Origin of the sequence: Pantoea sp. X85, assembly GCF_029623675.1 — a bacterium.
Lineage (GTDB): Bacteria > Pseudomonadota > Gammaproteobacteria > Enterobacterales > Enterobacteriaceae > Pantoea > Pantoea leporis.
This window is the reverse complement of sequence record NZ_CP121109.1, coordinates 395,378-420,289: the sequence shown is the minus strand read 5'-3', so window position 1 is coordinate 420,289 and position 24,912 is coordinate 395,378. Positions and strand designations below refer to the sequence as shown.

Below are 24,912 nucleotides of genomic sequence, written 5' to 3'. Positions count from 1 at the left end.
TTATCCCCTCGCTTCTGCCAATACGGAAGCGAGCGTTCGCTGCGCCAGAATGATCTTGAACTCGTTTTCAGCGGTAGGTTGCGCCGTGGCGAACAGCCGATCGCTCACTGCCTGCGCGCCCTGAATCACCGCATTGTCCGCCTCTGCCAACCGCCACGGCTGATGTGCCAAGCCACCGAGCGCCACGCGGCCGGATTTATCCGGCTGAATGATGGCGGCAACAGAGACCAGCGCAAAAGCGTAGGACGCGCGGTCGCGCACCTTGCGGTAAATGTGCGTGCCGCCCAGCGGGGCCGGCAGTGAAACGGCCACAATCAGTTCGCCAGGAGTGAGCACGGTTTCCAGATGCGGCGTATTGCCAGGCGCACGATAAAATTCAGCAATCGGGATTTTGCGCTCTCGCCCATCCGGGCTGACCGTTTCCACTACCGCATCCAGCAAACGCATCGCCACCGCCATATCGCTCGGATGGGTGGCGATACAGGCCTGGCTGGTTCCGACCACCGCATGCTGGCGACTGAAGCCATCCAGCGCCGCACAGCCGCTGCCGGGTAAACGTTTGTTGCACGGTTGGTTGGTGTCATAGAAATAGGGGCAACGCGTGCGCTGCAGCAGATTCCCTGCGGTGGTCGCCTGATTACGTAACTGGCCGGAAGCGCCAGCCACTAACGCGCGCGACAGCACGCCATAATCGCGGCGAATACGCGCATCGGCCGCCAGATCGGTGTTACGCACCAACGCGCCGATGCGTAATCCGCCATCGGCTGTGGCCTCGATTTTGTCCAGCTCAAGACCATTCACATCAATAAGATGCGCGGGCGTCTCAATCTCCAGCTTCATCAGATCGAGCAGATTGGTGCCGCCGGCGATGAATTTGGCATTAGTATGTTGCTGAGCGCTGGTAGCGGCTTCAGCCGGGGTTTTGACCCGCTGGTAAGTGAAGGCTTTCATGATTCCAGGCCCTCCGCGTACTCTTCAATCGCCGCAAGAATGTTGGAATAGGCACCGCAGCGGCAGATATTGCCACTCATGCGCTCACGGATTTCATCCGCAGTCACGTTGGGCGCGGAAACCAGATCGTGGGTGACGTGGCTGGGAATGCCCGCTTTGATCTCTTCCAGCACCGCCATAGATGAACATATTTGCCCAGGCGTGCAGTAGCCGCACTGGTAACCATCATGTTTGATGAACGCCGCCTGCAAGGGATGCAGCTCATTCGGATTTCCCAAACCTTCAATGGTGGTGATTTCTGCATCCTGCTGCATCACCGCTAAGGTCAGGCACGCGTTGATGCGACGTCCGTTGACCATCACCGTACAGGCACCACATTGGCCGTGATCGCAGCCTTTTTTGGTGCCGGTCAAATGCAGGTGTTCACGCAATGCATCCAGCAGCGTGGTGCGGGTATCAACGTTTAATTGCTGCTGTATACCGTTGACTTTGAAGCTGATCGGCACCATTGACGGCACAGGTGTTGTTAAGTGTTGGCTGCTCATGCCAAACCTCCAGTAAAAGGGTTAAATGTTGGGGTACAACTTATTTTTGTATGGTTTTAGAAGGGTAAGCATAGTCGGCATCTGCGAAAGCATTATCCGTAATCACTAAATGGGTTTATGAGCGGGAGTAATAAAAGCAGGTTAGGGCGCTGAATGGCCCGAGAAAACGGCGCTTTTCCGGGGCCGCAGCGGCTATCTATTTCGCCAGGTTTTTGATGTTTTCGTCAATGCGCGTCTGGAGAAAGCGCAGCGTTTCCGCAGTGATTTGCTCTGGGAACAAATCGGCCGCTTTGCGGGCAAAGCCAGATGCAACCGAACTGTAATTATCGATGATATCGCCTGCCTGCGCTGGCGTGAGTTCAGTTTCCTGTTGCCCGAGCGCTAACAGGTGAGCGCGTTTAATCTCTCCGCAACCGGGGACCTTTCAGAGGGGCGAACAGCGCTTCCAGCTCGTTAACCCGACCGAGCACCATCGCCACTTTCACCAGGTTTTCAAAGCCGACGTTACGACCCGCTTCCAGATTAGAAACCGTATTTACGCCAATTCCCGCTCTGGCCGCGACATCCGCCTGCTTCATCCGCCTGCTTCATCCGCTCAACAGCTTGACGATTTCTTCGGGTTTGCTAAGAGTTAAATCCAGCATATTGTGGCTTAACGTCCAAAAATGACTTTAACACCCAATATTATGGAGTTAATCAACGCTTTCGGCGAGCTGTTGTTCCAGAAACCCAATAAACGCTCTTACCTTTGCATTCAGCGCCGAACGCTCGTTGACGCAGGCATAAATATTCATCGGTGAAGCCACAATGTCGCTTTTCTCACCCTGATCTAAGTGGAACAAAGGTATGAGTTGGCCACTCTCGAGCAACGGCTGAGCAATAAAACTCGCCAGCCGGGCAATTCCACCGCCGTTTTCGGCAATTTTCGCGATGATATCAATATCATCGCTGATGAATTCTGGGTTGAGCTTTGCATTCACCGGCTGGCCATTGACCATAAACGTCCACGGAAGAAAGCGTCCGTCGGTTGGATAGCGGAAAACCAAACAGGCGTGCTGGCTCATATTTTCAGGCGTTTTAGGGATGCCCGCACGCGCCAGATAAGAGGGTGCCGCGCAGAAGATAAAGGGTAATGAGGCAATTTTGCGGGCGATCAATTGATCGTTCAGTTGCGCCTCAATACGAATACTGACGTCAACGCCTTCCAGGCGGTGGTCAACATTGCGATCGGTACTGATCAGTTCGATATCAATATCGGGGTAAGTTTGTTTAAAGGCAGGCATCAGTGGAGCGAGAACGTGTCTGCCAAAGGCCGCCGTGGTGGCGATGCAAAGCGAACCCTGCGGTTTGGTTTCAATCGCAGCGGCCTGCGAGGCAAGGTCAATATCATGGGGAATGTGTCGGACTTTTTCGAAATAGCGTTTACCGCTTTCGGTTAACGTCATGCTGCGGGTAGTGCGTGAAAGCAGCCGCACACCCAAATGTGTCTCCAGACGCGCGACACTTTGGCTTACCGCTGCTGGACTCATTCCTTTCGCCCGCGCGGCGGCGGCAATGCTGCCGTTCTCAACTACGCTAATAAAAGTGTTGATCAACCCCAGTAAATCCATAGATCCCTCAATGCGTGATTCGTTACTTTTACTTAATAATGATTAAAGCAGAAGCGTTCTACTCGCATCCTGATTAACTTGATAGGTTAGCGGCTGTTTTGCTTAAACTTACTGAAAAGGATCACGCTATGACAACAGCAACCGAGAAAAGTAGTGCTCGTCTACGCCTGCCAAAGCACGTTTCACCTTACATCTTCGCGCTGTATATGGCGACTATCATGGCGTTTCTGATGAGCCTGGTCATTACCTTCGCCGAATTTGGCATCGGGCCGCATTATATGGAAAATGTGATGAATGCATATCAAGTTGCGATGCCCGCTGCTTTTGTTTGCATACTGGTAGTGCGCCCGATTGTGGTTCGGTTGGTGGGGTTGACAGTGCATGGTCATTGAGTCGTTTGATGCTCCTCGCATCAGTTTTATTGGGGGCTTCCAACTCTGCTCTGTAAAAAATCGATGAACGCTCGTACTTTTTCAGGTACATGGCGGGTATTGGGATAAAGGGCAAAACGCGCGTGGCCATCATGTAATCAAAGGCCGATTCACTCTGGCAGAAGCGCAGGTGCATCAGACGACCGGTCGCGTCATCGATGTAAACCAGCAGGTGACATTATCAAATAGCACCCACAACTTAAGTGCGCATAATCATGATTATGTTAAATGAGGTGTCTCATCACGCACTCTAGCCACGTCTAAACCCGATATCAACTGTCACCTTTTCAAGTGACGTTTAACGTTAAACACCCGCGTTAAGGCGGCTGGTAATAATCTCAAGGCCAATCTGTTGGCCATATGAAAGTTCAAGCGTGTTGCCATCGGGATCGGCGAAGAATGCCCAATAACCGACGGGAGCGGCTGATTGTTGCGCTGGGCGGCGTAACACACCTTCGCATTCAGCCTGAGCAACCCTGGCATCAATCTCTTCTTTACTGTCACACGCAACGCCTATATGACCAAACGGACCCAGAGGCGTATCCACTGTGGTTTGAGATTGCACCAACACCAACGCAAATGGACGCGTTAAATCAGAAAGCCATGCGACTTTTTGCGCTTCTGCAATGCCTGGTGCCCGCTCATGGATCACCTGCATCCCTGCGTAACGTTGATAGAAATCGATGCTGCGTTCTATATCTCTCACTTGCAGCGCTATGTGGCTAAAACCAATATCGTGCTCTTTCATAGTCCAATCCTGTAAAATAAGAAGAATTGGAATATGACATAAAATGTTGATGGCACTTGTTCACGAATGCCTAAAGATGAAGCTCATACACCACGCAAGGCACATCGTAGTGTTGCTCAATCGCTTTGTAGGTCATGCCAAGCCGCTGCATCACCTTTTGCGAAGCGGCATTCTCAGGATCGGCCACCGCAACCAAATATTCAACGCCAACCTTTTCTACCGCAAACTTAACTATCGCCTGTGCGGCTTCGGTGGCAAAACCTTTGCCGTGATAATTGGCATTGAGACGCCAGCCAATTTCCAATGGCGCACCATCCTGATTGGCTAAATGCTGCAGACAGCAAGCACCGACGATTTCGCCAGACTCTTTTTCCCGCATCGCCCACCAGGAAAAACCATATTGCTGCCAGCGCGATTGAACGCGTTCGATACTCGTCAGGGTCTCTTCTGGCGTTTTAACTACGCCATTGCTGATGTAACGCATAATTTCCGGATCGCTTTCCATCGCTCGAAGTCCGTCAAAATGCGCGAGCTCAAAGGGTTCCAGCCGCAGTCGGGTTGTTTCTAATTTCATTATTCCTCCACTTTATCAAGAGCCTACACCAGCGTCATCGCATACGGTGACGCTTCAGAAATATCCAGCTGCTGCTCCAGTTAACTATGTCGGCTATTTTCCTCAACAGCAAATGAAAGGCGCCAGGCTGATACACCACCCGCTACCTTTCCTGGCTGTGAATCGCTTTATGTTCTTATTTTCGTTGCACATTTTTTCCAGCGGCAGGCCCGATGCAAGGCTAACGCCCAGCGCGTCCATACGTTCACCCAGCGGTTATATCTCAACAACACTGACATGCCTTTAAATATGTAATCGTGAATTTGGGAAATTTCGTACAAACCTCCCTTCCCCAGTCCGATATTCATAGCACCGGGATCGCGCTTTAATGCCAGCATAATAAAGATGGGGATAACTATGTTGTCATTAACGCTGATAGACAATAACAAATGGATTACTGAAGGGATTTCGCGTTATTTTTCCGGGAAATTTATTCATGTAAAAAATATAGATAGTGACGATATTGACTCAGCGCTGAGTAAGATCGCCGGAACGGATTTGCTCATCAGTGAATTAACCGCTTATGGCCGCGATGTGCAATTCTTTACCGAATTATTGCTGATAGTCCAACGGACTTCGCCAGACACGCGGATTATCGTGCTAACCGATTTGCATGAGAAAGCGGTCATCAGCTATGTGGTCAGTTTGCTGCCAGATGTTACTTTTCTCTCTAAAAAGTGCAGTCTGAAAGCGCTTTCTGATGCTGTATTAGGTTTACCGTTGGCTACAGAATTTGAGGCGGGTGTTCGCCGCACCAAGCAAACCCTTTCAGCGCGGGAGTTCGGCTTATTGCGCATGCTGGGGCAAACCAGCAATCTCACCGATATTGGATACAAACTGCATCTCAGTTGTAAAACCATCAGCCATCATCGGCAGAGTATTATTCGCAAGCTCAACTGCGCCAATAATAAAGAGTTATTCAGCCGGTTAAGCCGGATGGGATATCACAGCAAACCGGTTTGAACAAAGGGGCATGGCATCGAATATTGTGTGATTGCGGTTGCATTTCCGTCAATGATTGCTGGTTAACTGCGCACGCCGAGGCGCAGAATGGAATATATAACCATATATGAATATATATTCAATGACGCAATCATCTGAGGAGAAGGTCTAATGAGTTCCTACACGTATCCGAAATTCGGTGCCGGCTTGTGGCACTTCGCCAACTATATCGATCGCTACGCCGTAGATGGTTACGGGCCAGCGCTTAGCACCCTTGATCAGATTAAACTCGCTGGCAGCGTCGAGGACCTTTCCTATGTTGATGTGCCCTATCCCTTCACCGAAGGCGTGACCGTAGCGCAGGTTAAACAAGCGCTCGCCGATGCCGGATTGAAAGCCATTGGCGTGACGCCAGAAATTTATCTTCGCCGCTTTTCACGCGGTGCTTTCACCAATCCCGATGCCGCCATTCGCCAACAGGCGTTTGATTTAATGCACGAAGCCGCCACCGTAGTGCGTGAGCTGGGGGCTAACTACGTGAAAGTCTGGCCGGGTCAGGATGGCTGGGATTATCCGTTCCAGGTCGATCATAAAAATCTGTGGAAGATGGCCGTGGAGGGTATGCGCGAACTGGCGAGCGCCAATCCAGACGTCAAATTTGCTATCGAGTACAAACCGCGTGAACCACGCGTGAAAATGACCTGGGATTCAGCTGCGCGTACGCTGCTCGGCATTGAGGATATTGGACTGGATAACGTTGGCGTGCTGCTCGATTTTGGTCATGCACTGTTTGCCGGTGAATCCCCAGCGGATTCCGCCCAGCTGATTATCGATCGTGGTCGTCTGTTTGGTATGGACGTCAACGACAACCTGCGCGGCTGGGATGACGATTTGGTGGTCGGTACCGTGCACATGACCGAGATTTTTGAGTTCTTCTATGTTCTGAAGATCAATAACTGGGACGGCGTGTGGCAGCTTGATCAATTCCCGTTCCGTGAAGATCATGTTGAAGCCGCCAATCTGTCGATTCGCTTCCTCAAACATATCTATCGCGCGCTGGATAAGCTGGATATCGCCGCGTTGCAGGAAGCGCAGCGTGAGCAAAACCCGCTAAAAGCGCAAAGAATTATTCAAAATGCGTTGCTGACTAGCATAGAACAGTGATTTTACGTCGTGGGTCGCCATTTATGGCGACCTCAAATGCGAACGCCGTACTCGCATTTCACCCCGCCGCCAATGCTCATCCGCACTCTCGCGACCATCAATCAATCGGTTTAACGCTTCGGCGATCAGCAGATCAATACGTTGGCTAAAGGTGGTGAGTTGGCAGCCTGGCGCGCTGGCTTCTTCAATATCATCGAATCCCACCACCGCAATCCTTGGCCTGGTCGGGGCGGCGCGCATCGCTTCCATCGCGCCGAGCGCCAGCACATCGTTTTCACAGAACAGCGCATCAATTGCGGGCGCATCCGGTTGATGCAGATAATCGCTCATCGCTTGCCAGCTGCGTGCACGATCGTAACTGCCGGCTTTAAGCAACACATCAATTTGACAGCCCGCTTGTTGCAGCGTCGCTTCAAATCCCTCTTTGCGCAGCAGATGTGACGTTGGTGTATCCGGACCTTGCATAAAACCAAACCGTTGCGCGCCCTGCGCCAGCAACAGCTCGGCGATTTGCTTGCCGGCGGCATAACCATCAATCGCCACCACATCGATGCCCTGCGCATGCGTATTGCGGCACAGCTGCACCAGCGGAATGTTGTACATATCCTCCACCAGCGTAATCAGCTGTGCCGATAACACCGTACCGAGAAACAAAATGCCGTCGATCTGCAATTGATCCGCCTGCGTCATTACCGATCGATACGGCTCGCCGTCGGTGATGTTGAGGATCAACGCCATATAGCCCCGACGTTGTAGCTGCTGCGTAGCTTCATTGAGAATCATCAGCGTATGCGGATTTTTCAGCTCGTCGATCACCACGCCAATAATATGCGTCTTCTTTTTTACCAGACTGCGCGCCAGCAAATTGGGCCGATATCCCAGCTCTTTAGCGATGCGCATCACCTTCTCGCGCGCCTTCTCAGAGATTGAAGCGCCAGGCATAAACGCGCGCGATACCGTCCATTTCGATACGCCGGCAAGAAGTGCTACATCGCTGGCCGTGGCTTTTTTTACTGTTCTGGTCATCGGCTCCCTTCCGCAAATTACCTGACAAAAAGCGAGCATAAAGCGATCCCTCATGTAAGCAAGAGGCGATTTTTGCAAACTTTGCACCCGGTTGCATTTTTGTAATGCACTCGGGTGCAAATCGTGATGATTTTGTGATCGTGGTGATGAAATCGATTTTTGCTGCGTTGACTATTTTTCAACCGTGCCAGAGAGTGGAGACAGCACATTGCGTTGTCCGTCTGAACATGATGTCAATCAGCGGGAGAAATCCCGTTGATTTTGCACCCGGATGCAAAATAATAGAAACCTCCCCTACAGAGATAAAAAAATGAAATTATTCAAAGTAGTAATGCTTATCTGCGGTTTGCTCAGTATGTTCACTGCCCAGGCGAAAACCTACATGGTTGGCGTCGCTCTGGCTAATCTCGATCTCAATTTTGTTTCCATCTTACGAAGTCAGATGGAAAAGCAGCTTAAAGACAAAGGGCTTAACAGCCAATTTGCCGATGCCAAAGGCGATGTATCTCTGCAAATCCAGCAGGTGGATGATTTCATCAATCAGGGCGCAGACGCGATCATCATCAACCCGGTGGATACGCAAGGCGTAATGCCGGTGATCGCCGCCGCGCAAAAAGCCAATATCCCGCTGATCTTCGTGAACCGTAAACCCGAAGTGAAACTGACCGGTAAAATGGCCTATGTCGGTTCCGACTCAGCGTTAAGCGGCAAAATGGAGATCGAAGCCTTAGCCAAACGTCTGGATAACAAAGGAAATATCGCCATTCTGATGGGCGCCCTCTCCACCGAAGAAGCACGTCAGCGCACCAAAGCGGTTGAAGATTATGTGAAAGATCATCCCGGCCTGAAAGTGATCCAGAAACAGAGCGCCAACTGGCAGCGCAACGAAGCGGTCGATAAAACCCTGTCATGGTTGCAGGATGGGAATGATATCAACGCCATCATCGCTAACAACGATGAAATGGCGATCGGGGCGATTATGGCGCTCGATCAGTTGAAGAAAAACAATGTGTTAGTCGCCGGCATCGACGGCACGCCGGATGGTTTGCAGTTTATTAAGAACGGCAAAATGGCGGTGACGATCTTCCAGGATGCGAAAGGCCAGGCGACCGGTGCAGTCGATGTGGCTTACGACATGCTGAGCGGTAAAAAGACCGAAGCCTACAACTGGGTGCCATACCAGACGGTGACCAAAGAAAATTATCAGGAATTCACCAGTAAAAATCAGAAGTAACGCCGCTCTTGTTGGGTCGCCGATCATTCATGGCGACCTGCTTATGACCATTGCCTTTAAAGCAACGCTAAGTGCGAATTTTGTTGCTTCCATTGCACTATTAACCCGCTATGTTGGGGTTAAAAATGGAGGTCAACATGCTCAAACCGTCTTCGCCCTGGTGGTGGGATCTCTCAACCCGGGAATTCAGTGAACTTGATATGGCGAATATCGTCGCCGTGCTGCCGATTGGCGCAGTTGAACAACATGGCCCGCATCTGCCGGTGCGTGTGGATGCGGCGATCAACGCCGGCATTATTCAACGCGCGGTGGAATTATTGCCCGACGATCTTCCTATGCTGGTGCTGCCCGCGCTGCCGATGGGTAAATCGGATGAACATCTTGCCTATCCCGGCACCCTTTCACTGCCGTATGACGTGTTAGGCAAAGTGTGGTTCGAAGTCGCGAAAAGCGCCTGGCGCGCCGGAATTCGCAAGCTGATTTTCTGGAACTCGCACGGCGGACAGCCGCAGTTGATGGAGATCGTCTGTCGCCAGCTGCGCATCGAACTGGGCATGTTTGCCGTCAGCGCCAGCTGGTTCCGTACCATTGATGCATCGGATCTCTACAGCGCGCATGAACTTAATCACGGCATTCACGGCGGTGAATCAGAAACCAGCATGATGCTGCATTTGCACCCTGAACTGGTGCAGATGCAGCACGCCGCTAATTTCGTTTCCACTTCGGTGGCGCTTGAAGCGACCGGCGGTATTTTAACGCCGGAAGGCGGCATTGGTTTTGGCTGGATGGCGCAGGATCTGCATCTGTCTGGTGCCACCGGCAACGCCGCAGCGGCGGATGCTGAGCGCGGTGCGATTGCCACCGATCGTGCTGCGCATGCGCTGCTGAAGCTGGCACGCGAAGTGAACGATTTCGATATTCATTTCCTGACCGATCGCACCGCATTCTCGTAGGGTAGCCATGTAAGGTGACCAAGTGCGCATTAATGCGGGCCCTACAAAACCCGCATCGTTGCGACCTGCTCTCAACGCAATTCCGACATCATCCCTTTAATGGTTTCGGCGAACACGCTACCAATCGCGCTGGTACCGCGATCGTGGCCGATCAACATCAGCGTTTGCGTGTGCTGCGCCAGTTCGCGCACCGGAATATAGATTAACCGGCCGCTGCGCTGGTCAGATTCAATGTCAATCGGCGTGAGAAACGTGAGAGTTTGATCCATCATCGCCGACTGGCGCATCACCTCGATCGAATTGGTTTCAATAACTGGCTGCATATTGATCGAGGCACGCGCGAACACTTCATTTAGGTAAGGCCGAATCACCATCGATTTGTCGGCAATCACCACCGGATACGGCAAGCAATCACTCAAACGTAAACTGGATTTCTCCGCCAGCGGGTGCCCCGCGCCCACCACCGCGCCCAATCGCACCGGCACGCTGGCAATGTTGCGATGTACCGGCTGCAGGTCGAAATCAAATCCAATCCCCAAATCGGCCTCGCCACTTGCCACCGCGTTAGTGATGTTCTCGCCGGTGGTGAGTTGTTGCAGCAGCAATTTCACCCGCGGATTGGCGCGGCGAAACTCCGCTGCCACGCGCGGAATCAGGTTTGCTGCTAATCCGCTCATCATTGCTACCGTCACTTCGCCGCGCCGCAGTCCTTTCAGCTCTTCGATTTTCATCTGCGCGATTTCAATCTCTTTAAAGCTCTGCCGCACATGATGAATCAGCGCTTCACCGGCGGCGGTAAGAATCATTTTACGCGGCAAACGCTGAAACAGCGGCGTGCCCAGCTCCTCTTCCAGCGCAATCAGCTGGCGGTTAATCGCCGACGCCGAAATGTGTAACCGTTCAGCCGCTTTGCGAATCGAACCGCTGCGCGCCACCTGATCGATATACACAAACAAACGATGTTGCAGCATATTCCCCCTGCGTTGCCTTTTAGGCATCGGTAAGTACTAAAAATGATGCTTTTAAGATAATGCTCTTCCGGTGATTAATACATCAAAACCACACCAGGAGAACACATGATGGCAGACGTATCCCGCAGAAAGTTTGCGAAGTTAGTGGCTGGCGCACTGTTGTTACCCGCGCTGGCACCGATGTTGTCGCGCAAAGCGATGGCGGCGAATAACACCATAAAAATCGCCCTGCTGTTGCCCGGCTCGGTTGCCGATGGCGGCTGGAGTTCGCTGGCGTATGCCGGATTGCAGAGCCTGCAAAAAGCCGGTTTCAGCGTGGCGCACAGCGAAAGCGTGTCGCAGGCGCAGATGGATCAAACCATACGTGGCTACGCCGATGACGGTTACACGCTGATCATTGGCCACAGCTTTGAATACGGCTCGGCGTTTGCCGAAATCGCGCCGGAATATCCTGACACCTATTTCTTCGCGTCCACCTTCAAGCCAGGCGAAAAATCACCGGACAACGTGGAATACGTCAACCTCGCCTATCTGCAAGGCGCCTATGCCGCCGGTGCGCTGGCGGCGCTGATCTCCGAAAAAGGCAAAGCGGTTGGCTTTGTGGGCGGCGGCGATAATCCCACGCAGCAGGCAATGATGCGCGCCTTTATTCAGGCCGCTGAGAAAACACGTCCGGGCATCAAAGGCATGGGCGTGGTGACCGGCGATTACGACAACGCCGCCAAAGGCCGTGAAGCTGCCACCACCATGATTGGCAACGGCGCGGATGTGATTTGGCATGCCGCAGACGTCACCGGCCTCGGCGCGATGCAAGGCGCGGCAGCGGCGAAAGTCAAAGCTATCGGCTGCTATGTCGATCAGCGTGATGTCGCGCCAGATTATGTTGCCTGCAGCTTCCGCCAGAACCTCGACTGGATGGTGGAACAGGTTGGCGAGTCGGTGGCGAATAAAACCTTTAAAGGCGGCGACGAATGGCACCCCACCGTTGGCAAAGCCTGGTCGGTGGTCAATGGCAGCGAACATTACAACGCCAAACTGGTGAGTGCCAGCGCATGGGCTAGCTTCCAGCAGATCTGGCAGCAGCTTGATAGCGGCGCGCTGAAGCCAGTGGTTTAACCATCATGACAGCAATAGCAAATATCCGCGTCGCGCTGAAAAACATCACCAAACGCTTTGCGCGCGTGGTGGCCAATGATGACGTGTCGCTCAGCATTAAAGCCGGCGAAATCCACGCGCTGCTAGGGGAAAACGGCGCGGGAAAAAGCACGCTGATGCAAATCCTTTACGGCCTGTATCAGGCCGATGAAGGCAGCATTGAGGTGGATGGCCAGGCGCAGCGTTTTCGCGATCCCAGCGATGCTATCGCCTGCGGCATTGGCATGGTGCATCAGGAATTCATGCTGGTGCAGCCGATGAGCGTGGTGGAAAACGTGGTGCTGGGATTGAAAGAAGGCGCTAGCGGCGTACTTGATCTGCGCGCGGCGGCGGCGCGTTTGCAGGCGCTGTCGGATAAACACGGGCTGGCGATCGATCCCTGGGCGAAAGTGCAGCATTTGCCGATTGGCGTGCAGCAACGTGTGGAGATCCTCAAGCTGTTGTACCGTGATGCGCAGGTGCTGATTCTCGACGAACCGACGGCGGTGCTGACGCCGCAGGAGAAAGCCGGCCTATTCGCTACCCTGAAATCACTGTGCGCAGAAGGCCGTTCGGTAGTGATTGTCACTCACAAACTGTATGAAATCATGGCGATTGCCCATCACGTTTCGGTGATGCGCGGCGGCAAAATGGTGGATTCAGTGGATATTAAAGACACTTCGGAGCGCGATCTGGCACGCCGCATGGTTGGGCGCGATGTGGTGCTGCGCGTCGAAAAAACGCCGTGCCAGCCGGGCAAAACCGTGTTGCAGGTGGATAGCATTGCGGTGCGTGATGCCAGCGGCCAGCAGAACATCTGGCGCGTGTCGCTCAACGTCGCTGCGGGCGAAATCCTCGGCATTGCCGGTGTGGAAGGCAACGGTCAATCGGAGCTGGCGGAAGCGCTCCTTAACCTGCGTGAACTGGAAGCAGGCCGCATTCTGCTGAATGGCGAAGACATCAGCGACGATTCCCCCGCTACGCGCCGCCATAAAGGCATCAGTTTTATTCCGGCGGATCGGCGTGGCGTCGGTTCGGTGACCGATTTATCGATTACCGATAACGCCATGCTCGGCCGCCAGCGCACCTTTACCCGCGCGGGCGGCTGGCTGCTGGATCGCCAGCGCATTAGCCAGCATGCGCGCGACATCATCGCCCGCTTTGCGGTACGCACGCCGGATGCCGATTTCGAAGCCGGAAAACTCTCCGGCGGTAACCTGCAAAAGTTGATTCTCGGGCGCGAAGTCGCCAGCAATCCCTGCTTATTAGTGGTTGAACAGCCTACGCGCGGGCTGGATGTCGGCGCGATTGAGAGCGTGTGGCAAGGTTTGATGGCGGCGCGCGATCGCGGCTGCGCCATTCTGATGATCTCCGCCGAGCTGGAGGAGATCATCAATCTCTCCGATCGCATCGCGGTGATGTACAGCGGCCAGATTGCCGGAGAAATGGACGCCGCCGACGCCACGCCAGAACGCCTCGGCGAACTGATGGCGGGCGCGCACCTGAAAAAAACCGGAGGCAACCATGAAGAAGCTGCTTGAGCGACGTCTGGCGCCCGCCGAATCCAGCGGCGCGCTGGTGTTAACCAGTTTTTGCGGCATCCTTGCCGCCTTCATCATTGCCGGCTTGCTGTTTATCCCGTTTGGCGGCAATCCGCTCTCGGCTTATGGCTTCCTGTTTGATGCCGCTTTTGGCTCGCTGCGCAGCTTCGGTCTCAGCCTGGTGCAATCCACGCCGCTGATGCTGATCGCGCTGGCAACCATCGTGGTGTGGCGCGCCGGGCTCGGTTATATCGGCTTTGAAGGCTGTTTTCTGCTAGGTGCCACGGCGGCCAGCTGGATCGCGCTGTCGGGTACGCCGCAGGGCTTTCCGTGGGCGATTCCCGCACTGCTCTACTGGCCGATGGTGCTGATTGCCGCCTTCCTTGCGGGCGCGCTTTGGGCCGGTTGGGTTGGCGCGTTACGGGTAAAATTTGGCGGCAACGATGTGCTGATTTCGCTGATGGCCAACTATGTGGCGCTGTTCATGGTGCAGTATCTGGTTTCCGGCCCAATGCGCGCGCCGGGCGATCTGCCGCAGACGCCACGTTTGCCGGTGGAGAGCTGGCTGCCGTTTGTGATGAACGGCATGCGCGCACATTGGGGCATCGCCATCGCGCTAGTCGCCACGCTGTTTGTCTTCTGGCTGATGCGTGCCACGCCCGCCGGTTTCGAAATCAAAATTGCCGGGCTGAATCCGCGCGCGGCGCGCTACAGCGGCGTGGATGTCAATCGCCGCCAAATGGGCGCGGTGCTGCTCGGCGGCGGATTGGCTGCACTGGCGGGATTGTGCGCGGTATTAGGCGTGCAACATCGCCTGATGGAAGGCATTTCCGGCGGCGTCGGCTTTATCGGCGTGGTGGTGGCTTTGCTGGCACGCCTCAATCCGCTGCTGGTGATCCCGACCGCCATTCTCTACGGCGGGCTGGAAGTGGGCGGCAGCGCCATGCAGCGCCAAACCGGCTTGCCCACTTCGGTAGTGTTGATTCTGCAAAGTCTGGTGGTGTTACTGATTCTGGCGGGCGATCTGCTGCGCTATTACCGCATCAACCTGCCCGGCGGGCGTAAGTCGCGCAGCCAGCTGGCGGAGGAACACTCATGAATCTGTGGATGAATCTCGATACCGCCTTTTTCGTCAGCTGGCTAGCCGCCGCAGTGCGCCTTGCCGGTCCGGTGTTACTGGCGGCGCTCGGTGAAATCTATGCCGAACGCTCCGGCGTACTGAATATCGGTATTGAAGGCACTATTCTGCTCGGCGCGCTTTCCAGCTACATGACGGCGGTTGAGAGCGGATCGACCGCGCTGGGCTTCATCGCCGGGGGCGTCGGCGGACTGCTGGTTGGCTGCGTGCTGGCGGCGCTCTACCTGCGCGCCCATGCCAGCCAGATTGTGGTGGGCATCGTCTTCAATATATTGGCAGCGGGATTAGCCACCTGGATTTACGCGCTGGTAATGGGCAATGCATCCTCTCCCACCATCCCAATGCTCGAACCCTGGCATGTGCCGCTGCTCTCTTCGCTGCCGTTTATTGGCCCGATCCTGTTCCAGCAGCCGCTGCCGCTCTATCTCACTTTGCTGCTGGCGGTGCTGGCGCACTTGGGTCTGTTTCATACCCGCTTTGGCCTGTCACTGCGCGCGGTGGGCGAAAACCCGCGTGCGGCGCATGCCGCCGGGCTCAACGTGTTGAAGATTCGCACATGGGGCGTGCTGTCCTCCTGCGTGGGCGCTGGATTGGCGGGCAGCTATCTGGTCACCGCGCAGATCGGCCTGTTCCGCGACAACATCGTCAGCGGGCAAGGTTTTATCGCGCTGGCGATTGTCATCTTTGGTCGCTGGAGCCCGCTTAAAGCGCTGGTCGCCGCTTTTATCTTTGGCGCTGCAGATGCCCTGCAACTCTCGCTACAGCTGTTTGAAAACACGCTGCCGCCGCAGGTGCTGCTGGCGCTGCCTTACTTGCTCACCATTCTGGCGATGTCCGGCGTGGTGGGACGCACATTGCAACCCGGCTCATTAACGCAGCCTTATCGAAAGGAATAATTTATGAAATCGTTTCGTTTCAACAATCTTGCGGATGTTAAGGCGTTCCGTATCAGTGCGGACAGCAGCAACTATTTCGCCATCTTGTTCGACAAGCCGTTAGACGGCATTGAGAACATTTTCGTGTTGGAGATTTTCAACGTCGGCGGTGCTACGCCACCGAATGAACACGCCAGCGCGCACGAGTTCTTTTATGTACTACACGGCGAAGGCGTGGCGCGCTGTAACGATGATGAACTTGAGATAAGGAAAGGCGATTCCCTGCTGCTGCATCCGGGCAACGATCACGCCATTCGTAATACCGGCAACAGCAAACTCTATACGCTGACGGTGATGACGCCGAATGAAGGCTTCTCTGAACTGATTCGTAGCGGTGACCCTGTCACGCTCGATGCAGAAGATATTCGCGTATTAACGGGAGCCTGATATGCCGGAGAACGTTTTAGGCAGCAGCCGACACAATCAATGGCGCGTTTCAGCGCAAGTGGTTGATACGCGGCGTCCAGCGCAGGCGTCGCGCAGCGTGCAGCTTACATCGCGTGAACGTTCAGTGATTTTTGATCTGCAGCGCACGGCTATCCTGGTGATTGATATGCAGAACGATTTCTGTCATGCCGAAGGCTGGCTCGGGCATATCGGCGTCGATGTCACGCCTGCGCGCGCGCCGATTGCACCGCTGCAAGCCTTGCTGCCGACGCTGCGCGCCGCTCAGGTACCGGTGATTTGGCTCAATTGGGGCAATCGCGCTGATAAACTCAATCTCAGCCCTGCGCTGCTGCACGTCTATAACCCGAATGGTGATGGCGTGGGATTAGGCGATCCGCTGCCGGTTTCCGGCGCGCCGGTGTTGCAGGCCGGCAGTTGGGCGGCGGAAGTAGTGGACGAACTGACGCCGGATGCCAATGACATTCGCGTCAACAAATACCGCATGTCCGGATTTCAGGACAGCGAACTCGACAGCATTCTACGCAATCTCAACGTCACCACGCTGCTGTTTGCCGGTGTTAATGTCGATCAGTGCGTGCTTTGCACCTTACAGGATGCCAACTTTCGCGGTTACGACTGCCTGCTGCTGGAAGATTGCAGCGCCACCACCTCGCCGGCTTATTGCCGCGATGCCACGCTGTATAACGTTCAGCAATGCTTTGGTTTTGTGGTTAATGCCGCTGAATTACAGCAGCAACTGGAGAACGCCTCATGAGTTATCTGCTGGCTGACGGCTGGATGATCACTATGAATCCGCAACGCGAGATTCTGGAACAGGCCAGTTTGCTGATTGAAGATAAGACCATTCGCGCCATCGGCACGCGCGACGCTTTGCAGCAGCGCTATCCTGAAGCGGAAATTATCGACTGCCGCGAACGCATTATTATGCCGGGCATGGTGAACACGCATACGCATCTGTTTCAGACGCTGCTGAAAGGTCTCGGCGATGACATGGTGCTGAAAAAGTGGTTCACCTGCATGACCGGACCCAGCGCCGTGGCGTTGACAGAAGAAGATGTTTACGCCGCCGCGCTGCACGGCTGCATGGAATCACTGCGTTCGGGCGTCACGTCGCTGGTCGATTTTATGTACGCGCATCCGCGCCCAGGATTAACCGACAAAGTGATCGAGGCCTTTGAAGTCAGCGGCATTCGCGGTCATGTGTGTCGCGGTTTTCTCACCAGCGGCGCTGAGCACGGCATTCCTGCTGAACTGATCGAAACGCCTGAACAGGCGCTGGCCGATGCGCGCGCGGTGATCGATCGTTATCACCAGGTCGATGGCCGGGTAAAAGTCGGTCTGGCACCAAGCATGATTTGGGCGCTGGATGAGAAAGTGCTGCGCGGCACGCGCCAGCTGGCGGATGAAACCGGCGTGCTGATCACTACGCATGTGGCGGAAACCGATTTTGAGATCGAGCAGGCGAAGCTGCGTTTTCAGGCCAGCGATACCGAATTCCTCAGCGATATCGGCTTTCTTGGCCCGGATGTGCTGGCGGTGCATTGCGTGCAGTGCAATTCGCGCGACATCCGCGCACTCAAACACCATGACACGCGCGTGTCGCACAATCCCTGCAGCAATCTCTACCTCGCTTCCGGCGTGCCGCCTATTCCCGAGATGCTGGCTGCCGGCCTAACCGTTGGTTTGGGTTCAGACGGCCCCGCCAGTAGCAACAATCACAATCTTTTTCAGGCGATGAAAGTGGCGGCGCTGCTGCAAAAAGGCGTGCACCGCGATCCCACCATTATGACGGCGGAAAAAGTGCTGGAGATGGCCACTATCGACGGTGCGCGGGCAATTGGACTTGAACATCTGGTGGGTTCGCTGGAAGTCGGCAAACGCGCCGATGTGGTGATCGTTGATACTTCGCATCCGGCGATGACGCCAATCCATCATCCGGTTTCATCGTTGGTCTACTCGGCGCTCGGCCACGAGGTCAGCGATGTGTTTGTTGATGGCGCTTATCTGCTGCGGAATGGTGAGTTTACCCAGCTCAATCAAAAAGAGGTGATGGCGCGTTCGCAACGTGCAGCGCATTCACTGGCGGTGCGCACCGACAATGATAACGCGCGCGGCTGGCGATCGGCGGCGTTTTAAATTGAAGTGCTAATATTTTATCTTTTATGTTCATTAAATGATAATTTATTAGCACTTTTTCGTTTTTATTTTAATCATTAAAAATGGAATGCAGATCGACAAAGTGCTAATATTTTATCCATTAACCCCATTTAAAGATAAAATAGTGACACAATGGCACAGCGAACTTCTCTGCTTCTTCCTCAAACGAGCGAAATGCTTGCCGCTTTTGCAGAGCGATTAAAACTCGCTCGTAAAAGAAGAAAACTGACGGCTAAACAGGTGGCGGAACGCGCGGGAATGACCCCGATGACGTTGCGTTCGCTTGAAGCGGGTAGCGCGGGTGTGACTATCGGAGCCTATCTGGCTGTGATGCAGGTGTTAGGACTCGAACAGGATCTCAATCTGCTGGCTGCTGAGGATACTTTGGGTCGCCAACTGCAAGATGCACGTCTTACCTCAACGACTAAATTAATTGCTGCTAAATCAGCGTATAAGGTTGATGAGGGTGAGAACAGCACGCAGGTAGCTGAGGGTGAGAACAGCACGCAGGTAGCTGAGGCGAATGAGCGCGGAGTTGAGCAAAAAAACGTTCAGACAGTCACCTCTGCCGGCCTCGCCTCACTGCTAATTTCAGGGAAGAAAAAATAGGACCCGACAATGACCATGATTAGCGTCTACGCCGACTGGAACGGACTCAAGCAACCAAAACGTCTCGGTTATCTGCATATTCGCCGCAGCCGGGCGCGTGAATCTTTTGAATTTCAATATGATCCGCAAGCGCTAAGCGATCCCGATTTGATGTTGATCCAGTTAGATCCCGGCATCCACTTATTCGAAGGGCCACAATATCCTGCCAACAATCGTGCTGGATTTGGTGTGTTTGGCGATTCCAGCCCCGACAGATGGGGACGCTTATTGATGGAGCGTCGTCTGGAACGCGATATCCGTGGCGGATTATTGCCTTCCGGCACGCGCATGTTTGAATCCGATTTTTTACTGGGGGTTCATGACCTGTATCGCGTGGGTGCTTTACGTTACCGGCTGGAGGATCAGGGGGAATTTCTTGATAACAGATTGGAAATTGCGACTCCCCCATTTACTGAAATCGCAGCACTTGAACGTGCAAGCCGCGCGCTGGAAAGCGATCCGGATAACCGTGCTGCTCAGGGACATGAATGGCTCAGGATGTTGATCGCTCCAGGCGGTTCTCTGGGTGGCGCACGGCCCAAAGCCAGTGTAGTTGATGAGGAAGGTCAGCTATTTATCGCCAAGTTCCCCAGCATCCGCGATGAATATGATGTGGGTGGATGGGAAATGGTCGTCAATGCTCTCGCTACGGCTTGTGAACTTGACGTTGCCGCTGCGATGGCGAAAAAATTTGCCAGCGATTATCACTGTTTCATGGTGCGCCGTTTCGATCGCACGCCCGAAGGAAAGCGTCTGCACTTTGCCTCCGCGATGACCATGACTGGCCATATTGATGGCGAAGATGCGTCCACCGGAGTGAGTTATCTCGAACTGGCAGAAGTATTGATTCGTCATGGCTCCCAAACCAATGCTGATTTACGCGAGCTGTGGTCGCGGATAGTCTTTAATATGCTGGTTTCTAACAGCGATGATCATCTGCGTAATCATGGATTTATTCTGGTTCCAGACAAGGGCTGGCGGTTATCTGCCGCCTTCGATCTCAATCCAGTGCCCTATGCTGATGGCCTAAAATTAAATGTGACGGCAGCTGATAATGCGCTTGATCTCGATTTGGCGCGGGAAGTTGCGCCCTATTTCCGGCTGAAGGCACGTGAAGCCGAAACTATCATTGAAAAATTCAGCAGCATTGTTGCGCAATGGCGCATAGTCGCCAGACATTTGGGGTTATCACAACGTGAGCAGGAAAAAATGTCTGATGCGTTTCGACTTGCGGCGGCACATTCCGCTTAACTTACTTTTTGCTACAACATTCAAACTCATAGCCCTCTGCAAAATGCGCTTTTCGCCCTAAGCTTAAAGCCATTCAGCCACTGAAGATGAGGTTTCAATGAGTTTACTGTTTAGTACGACGCAACTGGGTAAGTTAACGCTCGATAATCGCATCGTCATCGCGCCGATGTGCCAATACTCTGCGGAGGATGGCAAAGCCAGCGCCTGGCACCGCATTCATCTCGGGCAACTGGCACTTTCCGGCGCCGGTTTGCTGATCATTGAGGCGACAGCAGTGGAAGCCGCCGGACGTATTTCTCCGGGTGATTTAGGCTTGTGGGATGATGCAACGGAAGCGGCTTTAGCCAGCGTTCTGCAAGATATCCGTCACTACTCTGATATTCCCATTGGTATTCAACTCGGTCACGCCGGACGTAAAGCGTCCTGCGCCGCGCCGTGGCTGGGCGGCAATCAGCTGTCGCTGGAGCAAGGCGGCTGGCAAACCGTTGCACCATCCGCGCAAGCCTTTAATCCTGAAGATCGCGCACCGGTTGTGCTAAGTAAACAGGATCTTGAGCTCCTGAAACTGGCCTTCGTTGACAGCGCGCAGCGTGCGGCGAAACTCGGTATCCAGTTGATTGAACTGCATGCTGCGCACGGCTATTTGCTGCATCAGTTCCTGTCGCCACTGAGTAACCAGCGTGAGGATGAGTACGGCGGCTCGCTGGAGAATCGTCTGCGTTTCCCGCTGGAAGTGTTCCATGCGGTGCGCAGCGCCGTGCCAGATTCAGTGGCGGTAGGTGTGCGCCTCTCGGCAACGGATTGGGTTGACGGTGGCTGGGATGTTGAGCAGTCGATTGTCTTCAGCAAGCAACTCGAAGCGGCGGGCAGCGATTATGTGCACGTCTCCAGCGGCGGCTTGTCACCGTAGCAGAAAATCACGGTTGGTCCCGGTTATCAATTGCCTTTTGCACGCGACATCCGCAAACAGGTAAAGATTCCGGTGATTGGCGTAGGCTTGATTACGGAACCCAAGCAGGCAGAACAAGCATTACAGGTAGGTGACGCAGATTTGATCGCGCTGGCGCGCGCAGTACTTTACGACCCGCGCTGGCCGTGGCATGCCGCCGCTGAATTGGGTGCGCAGGCCAAAGCGCCACCGCAGTATCTGCGCTCCGAGCCGCACGGCCTGAAAGGCACGTTGGTAGCCAACAAAGAGTAATTGTTTTAATCAGGTAGCGGTTGAAAGTCGAGTCGCCATTTCTGGCGACTCATCTCATCCACCAAATTCCGGTAACACCCCAAACCAGCTCAACAGCCAGGCCAATATATTCATCGCGCCAAACACCAACAGAAAAGCTACCGCCAGCGAACAGCGTTGCTGAGATTTCCATGCCAGCAGCGCGGGGATGATCACCGCCCACAAGGTAGCAAACAGTCCGGCAAAACCAATCGCGGCGACAAAGCCATTCGGCCACCAAATCGAGGCAAGTAACGGCGGCAGGAAAGTCAGGCTGGCGGTTTTCAGGCGTGCGACAGATGAATTCCCGAATCCCAGACGATCGGCGATGAAATCAAACAGACCGGCGGTGACGCCAAGGAATGAGGCAATCACGGCGAAATGCGAGAAGATCGACATCATCAGCGCCAGCGCATTGACGTGCAGATGCGCACGCAGCGCCGCCATCAGCGCAGCGATATCGCCGCCCTGCTTCACAATCTCAGGAAACGCGGCGCGCGGTAGATTTCCCATGGTGCTGGTTAGCCAAAACAGATACAGCGCCAGCGACAGCAGCGTTCCCAACACCAAAGCCCGCGTGATGTTCTGCTTATTGCCGCCGTAATAGCTCACCAGACCGGTGATGTTGCCGTGGTAACCAAACGAAGCGAGACAAAACGGCAGCACGCCGAGTGCATAAGGCCAGTAACGTTCACCGGCAGCGGGTCCGCTCAGTAACGACGGCACGTTCACCTGCGTCAGAAGGCCGCCAAACAGCACGATCAACAGCAGAATTTTCGCCAGCACGCAGAAGGTCATCAAGCGACTGACGCCCGTCGTACCGAGCCAAACGACGACGGCGACGCACAGCGTCAGCAACACCTTGGCTTCTGCAGTTGAGATGGGTAATCCCAACTGACTGATTGAGTGCTGATAGACCGGGCCGCTGGCTGAAATGTAGGCGTATGTCAGGATGCCAAGGACGAATAAGATGCTGAGGCCGTTCAGCGCCGCCCAGCCGCGTCCAAGCAAATCTTTGGTTAAAGTGTCGTATCCAGCGCCCGGCGGATACGTGAGGCTGACGCGCATAAACAACAAGCCGGACAGCAACATGCCGCCCCAGCTGATCAGCAGTAACATCATCGCCCAGCCAAACCACGCGCCCGCCATCACCACCGGCAGCGTAAACATCCCTGCGCCCACCACGGTGCCGCAAATAATCATCGCGCCCCACCATACGGAAGGCTGGCGGCGGGACAATGTCATCTCCGTCATCACTTATTCCCTACAAAGCATCTTAAAGGCGGCGATGATACACGGGAAAACGCTGAGAAGAGAGTGTGATACGCGATAATACGCGCGCCAGTTCAACCTGACGCGCGTTTAAGGAAGGGAAAGCAACTTAGTTATAAAACGCCGGTTTCGCTGGCATAGTGACCGGTACGATGTCTCCGGATTTTTGCGCCGCAACACAGGCATCGGCAGCAACCGCCGCAGCGAAGCCATCCCACGCAGACGGGCCGCTCATCTCACCCGACAACACGTTATTGATGAAGTCCTGCAACTCCACGTCATAGGCATCGATGAAACGCTTTTTCCAGTCGGTAAGAATGCTGGTGGAGAGTTTGGCCGCGCTGCGCGTCTGTACCGACATCGGTTCAGGCAGGCGCGCAATACCGCTTTCGCCGACCACTTCACACTGAATATCGTAGCCGTATGTGCAGTTCACGAAGATTTCGACGTCGATGCGCACGCCTTTGGCGGTTTCCAGCAGCACGATTTGCGGATCTTTCAGATGCGAAGCGGCTTTACTGGTTGAGCGCGGGTAGATCACCTGCGCACTGACGTAATCATCTTTCAGCAACCAGCGCAGCACATCGAGCTCATGAATCAGCGTATCGGTGATCGCCATATCAGTAGTGTAGGAATCGCCGACTTCGGGATTGCGATGCGCGCAGTGCAGCATCAGCGGTTCGCCGATGTCACCCTTCTCAATCACCGCTTTCAGCGCGCGGTAGCCCGCGTCGTAAGGACGCATAAAGCCGACCTGCACCAGCTTCTTACCGGCGGCGATTTCCGCTTCCACGATGTTCATACAACCCTGCGCGGTGACCGCCAGCGGCTTTTCGCAGAACACCGCCTTGCCGGCTTTGATCGCTGCCAGCACAAACTCTTCATGGGTTGGGCCCCACGAGGTGACCAGAATCGCCTGCACCTCTGGCGCGTTAATCAGATCATGTGCGTTGTCGTAAATCTCCGCCTGAATGCCGAAATCGTGGATGATCTGCTCGCAGTTGCTGCGGTTGATGTCATTCAGCGCCACCACACGCGAATGTTGCAGCACCTGGCTGCAACGACGAATGTGTTCGCGACCGATCGCGCCCGTGCCAATTACACCGATATTGAGCGTCATGGAAGTGTTCCTTAGTTATTCAGGTAAGCAATGCTGGAGTGGATTTCACGAGCAATTTGTTCTTCGCTCCAATTATCCATCACCGACGAAAACGGTTCGAAAGCGTAAATGCCGCGATAGCCCATCTCTTCCAGACGCTGCACTTGTTGTTTCGATTTCAGCACATCGTCGGCGCTTAACATGATGCGCTCTTCGTCGGTTAACTGATGCGTTGGGCGCGCGTCGGTCACGCCGGACAAATGCACCAGCCCGATATTGTTGACGTCGACGCCGCCAGCAAAGTCTTGTTCAGCCCCTTCGTACAAATGATGGTGAAAGGTATCCAATACGATTTTGAACGGCGCGCCGGCTTGTTTGATCAGCTGCTGTGCCAGAGCCGCTGAACGCAGCGAGCTTTGCGGGAAACCGAGCGGCTCCACCAGACCGGCAATGCCATATTCGGCAAACAGCGGCGCCAGCGTTTTTAACGCATCGACGGTTTGCTGCTGGGAAATAACGGTGCCGTCATTCAGTGGGCAAAGGACTAACGCTTTCGCACCGGTGGCACGCGCGTCTTTTAATAAAGCGCGCGTTTTCTCCAGCACGTCATCGCTTAATTGGTTAAACGGATAAACCGCATTAATAGTTTCAATGGTAAAAGCATGCTGCGTCGCGAGATGGCGAACTTCTTCGCCTGTTAAATTATCGGTCACGCTACCACTTTTCATATCATTGCGGATTTCGACTTTATTTAGCCCCAGCTTTTCAACCAGCGAGAAAAAACGCTCGAGACTAAGATTAGGCGCGATTTTACGATTAACGCAGAGTCGGTCATGGCTTATTTTGTAGGTCATGGTGTGTTCTATCCTGAAAGAGTAATATTTATTAGCTTCTGTTTTGTCATGTCGCGTCGATATCTTGC

General features: G+C 54.3%; 24 protein-coding genes and 2 pseudogenes. 15 read left to right on the top strand and 11 right to left on the bottom strand.

Translation table 11 applies throughout. The features are described from left to right. The 4 genes and pseudogenes from P6287_RS21515 to P6287_RS21500 all read right to left on the bottom strand — a co-directional run bounded on the left by P6287_RS21515 (position 1) and on the right by P6287_RS21500 (position 3,106). Positions 1-951, bottom strand: coding sequence for a xanthine dehydrogenase family protein subunit M (locus P6287_RS21515; protein ID WP_277974977.1), 951 nt, complete (start codon positions 949-951; stop codon positions 1-3). Further along, positions 948-1,496, bottom strand: a complete 549-nt coding sequence (paoA, locus tag P6287_RS21510; protein WP_277974976.1) for an aldehyde dehydrogenase iron-sulfur subunit PaoA — start codon at positions 1,494-1,496, stop codon at positions 948-950. Before paoA ends, P6287_RS21515 begins: the two co-directional genes overlap by 4 nt. Before the next feature lie 428 nt (positions 1,497-1,924). Next, positions 1,925-2,137 (bottom strand): annotated as a pseudogene (locus P6287_RS21505) (helix-turn-helix transcriptional regulator); the annotation flags it as partial. 51 nt (positions 2,138-2,188) lie between these two features. Then, positions 2,189-3,106 (bottom strand): LysR family transcriptional regulator, encoded by a 918-nt coding sequence (locus P6287_RS21500; protein ID WP_277974975.1) that lies wholly within the window; start codon positions 3,104-3,106, stop codon positions 2,189-2,191. Between the two features lie 128 nt (positions 3,107-3,234). Between P6287_RS21500 and P6287_RS21495 the strand changes: the two genes are divergently transcribed. Further along, the gene (locus P6287_RS21495; RefSeq protein WP_210080329.1) at positions 3,235-3,498 is read left to right on the top strand and encodes a DUF2798 domain-containing protein; all 264 of its coding nucleotides are present in this window, start codon (positions 3,235-3,237) and stop codon (positions 3,496-3,498) included. A gap of 343 nt (positions 3,499-3,841) precedes the next feature. On the opposite strand, the gene P6287_RS21490 is transcribed toward P6287_RS21495, so the two are convergent. Further along, entirely contained in the window at positions 3,842-4,285 is a 444-nt protein-coding gene (locus P6287_RS21490) for a VOC family protein (RefSeq protein ID WP_101761492.1), read from the bottom strand. 70 nt (positions 4,286-4,355) lie between these two features. Further along, positions 4,356-4,859: a GNAT family N-acetyltransferase gene (locus P6287_RS21485; protein WP_277974974.1), complete on the bottom strand. Its 504-nt coding sequence runs from the start codon at positions 4,857-4,859 to the stop codon at positions 4,356-4,358. Positions 4,860-5,255: 396 nt separating this feature from the next. Between P6287_RS21485 and P6287_RS21480 the strand changes: the two genes are divergently transcribed. Together P6287_RS21480 and P6287_RS21475 are read left to right on the top strand one after the other, a co-directional pair. Next, positions 5,256-5,861: a LuxR C-terminal-related transcriptional regulator gene (locus P6287_RS21480; protein WP_277974973.1), complete on the top strand. Its 606-nt coding sequence runs from the start codon at positions 5,256-5,258 to the stop codon at positions 5,859-5,861. Between the two features lie 150 nt (positions 5,862-6,011). Then, complete coding sequence (locus P6287_RS21475; RefSeq protein ID WP_101761489.1) at positions 6,012-7,004, top strand: sugar phosphate isomerase/epimerase family protein; 993 nt, start codon at positions 6,012-6,014, stop codon at positions 7,002-7,004. Between the two features lie 21 nt (positions 7,005-7,025). On the opposite strand, the gene P6287_RS21470 is transcribed toward P6287_RS21475, so the two are convergent. Beyond that, entirely contained in the window at positions 7,026-8,030 is a 1,005-nt protein-coding gene (locus P6287_RS21470) for a LacI family DNA-binding transcriptional regulator (RefSeq protein ID WP_110866908.1), read from the bottom strand. A gap of 310 nt (positions 8,031-8,340) precedes the next feature. On the opposite strand from P6287_RS21470, the gene P6287_RS21465 reads away from it, so the two are divergent. Both P6287_RS21465 and P6287_RS21460 read left to right on the top strand, forming a co-directional pair. After that, positions 8,341-9,264 carry a substrate-binding domain-containing protein gene (locus P6287_RS21465; RefSeq protein ID WP_110866909.1) on the top strand — a complete coding sequence of 308 codons (924 nt, stop codon included), beginning with the start codon at positions 8,341-8,343 and terminating at the stop codon, positions 9,262-9,264. Positions 9,265-9,401: 137 nt separating this feature from the next. Next, positions 9,402-10,217, top strand: coding sequence for a creatininase family protein (locus P6287_RS21460; RefSeq protein ID WP_277974972.1), 816 nt, complete (start codon positions 9,402-9,404; stop codon positions 10,215-10,217). A gap of 71 nt (positions 10,218-10,288) precedes the next feature. Here the strand turns inward: P6287_RS21460 and P6287_RS21455 are convergent, their stop codons facing one another. Further along, a complete protein-coding gene (locus P6287_RS21455; protein ID WP_101761485.1) occupies positions 10,289-11,188 on the bottom strand; it encodes a LysR family transcriptional regulator in 900 nt (299 codons plus the stop codon). Between the two features lie 105 nt (positions 11,189-11,293). Here P6287_RS21455 and P6287_RS21450 point away from each other — a divergent pair, with 105 nt between their 5' ends. The 10 genes and pseudogenes from P6287_RS21450 to P6287_RS21405 all read left to right on the top strand — a co-directional run bounded on the left by P6287_RS21450 (position 11,294) and on the right by P6287_RS21405 (position 21,601). Further along, positions 11,294-12,304 (top strand): BMP family protein, encoded by a 1,011-nt coding sequence (locus P6287_RS21450; protein ID WP_277974971.1) that lies wholly within the window; start codon positions 11,294-11,296, stop codon positions 12,302-12,304. Positions 12,305-12,309: 5 nt separating this feature from the next. After that, entirely contained in the window at positions 12,310-13,863 is a 1,554-nt protein-coding gene (locus P6287_RS21445; RefSeq protein WP_277974970.1) for an ABC transporter ATP-binding protein, read from the top strand. Beyond that, positions 13,847-14,962, top strand: coding sequence for an ABC transporter permease (locus P6287_RS21440; protein WP_277974969.1), 1,116 nt, complete (start codon positions 13,847-13,849; stop codon positions 14,960-14,962). Before P6287_RS21445 ends, P6287_RS21440 begins: the two co-directional genes overlap by 17 nt. Then, positions 14,959-15,897: an ABC transporter permease gene (locus P6287_RS21435; protein WP_277974968.1), complete on the top strand. Its 939-nt coding sequence runs from the start codon at positions 14,959-14,961 to the stop codon at positions 15,895-15,897. Before P6287_RS21440 ends, P6287_RS21435 begins: the two co-directional genes overlap by 4 nt. Positions 15,898-15,900: 3 nt before the next feature. Next, positions 15,901-16,323, top strand: coding sequence for a cupin domain-containing protein (locus tag P6287_RS21430; RefSeq protein WP_277974967.1), 423 nt, complete (start codon positions 15,901-15,903; stop codon positions 16,321-16,323). A 1-nt stretch (position 16,324) separates the two neighbouring features. Next, positions 16,325-17,098 (top strand): isochorismatase family cysteine hydrolase, encoded by a 774-nt coding sequence (locus tag P6287_RS21425; RefSeq protein ID WP_192412961.1) that lies wholly within the window; start codon positions 16,325-16,327, stop codon positions 17,096-17,098. Continuing rightward, entirely contained in the window at positions 17,095-18,480 is a 1,386-nt protein-coding gene (locus P6287_RS21420) for an amidohydrolase (RefSeq protein ID WP_277974966.1), read from the top strand. Before P6287_RS21425 ends, P6287_RS21420 begins: the two co-directional genes overlap by 4 nt. Before the next feature lie 153 nt (positions 18,481-18,633). Further along, positions 18,634-19,110 (top strand): helix-turn-helix transcriptional regulator, encoded by a 477-nt coding sequence (locus tag P6287_RS21415; protein ID WP_277974965.1) that lies wholly within the window; start codon positions 18,634-18,636, stop codon positions 19,108-19,110. 9 nt (positions 19,111-19,119) lie between these two features. Then, positions 19,120-20,400: a HipA domain-containing protein gene (locus tag P6287_RS21410; RefSeq protein WP_277974964.1), complete on the top strand. Its 1,281-nt coding sequence runs from the start codon at positions 19,120-19,122 to the stop codon at positions 20,398-20,400. Positions 20,401-20,497: 97 nt separating this feature from the next. Continuing rightward, positions 20,498-21,601: pseudogene (locus tag P6287_RS21405) on the top strand (NADH:flavin oxidoreductase/NADH oxidase). Between the two features lie 54 nt (positions 21,602-21,655). Here the strand turns inward: P6287_RS21405 and P6287_RS21400 are convergent. The 3 genes from P6287_RS21400 to P6287_RS21390 all read right to left on the bottom strand — a co-directional run bounded on the left by P6287_RS21400 (position 21,656) and on the right by P6287_RS21390 (position 24,844). Then, positions 21,656-22,873 carry an aromatic amino acid transporter gene (locus P6287_RS21400; RefSeq protein WP_277974963.1) on the bottom strand — a complete coding sequence of 406 codons (1,218 nt, stop codon included), beginning with the start codon at positions 22,871-22,873 and terminating at the stop codon, positions 21,656-21,658. Between the two features lie 127 nt (positions 22,874-23,000). Then, entirely contained in the window at positions 23,001-24,011 is a 1,011-nt protein-coding gene (locus tag P6287_RS21395) for a Gfo/Idh/MocA family oxidoreductase (RefSeq protein WP_277974962.1), read from the bottom strand. An 11-nt stretch (positions 24,012-24,022) separates the two neighbouring features. Continuing rightward, a complete protein-coding gene (locus tag P6287_RS21390) occupies positions 24,023-24,844 on the bottom strand; it encodes a TIM barrel protein (protein ID WP_192234909.1) in 822 nt (273 codons plus the stop codon). Positions 24,845-24,912 lie beyond the last annotated feature (68 nt).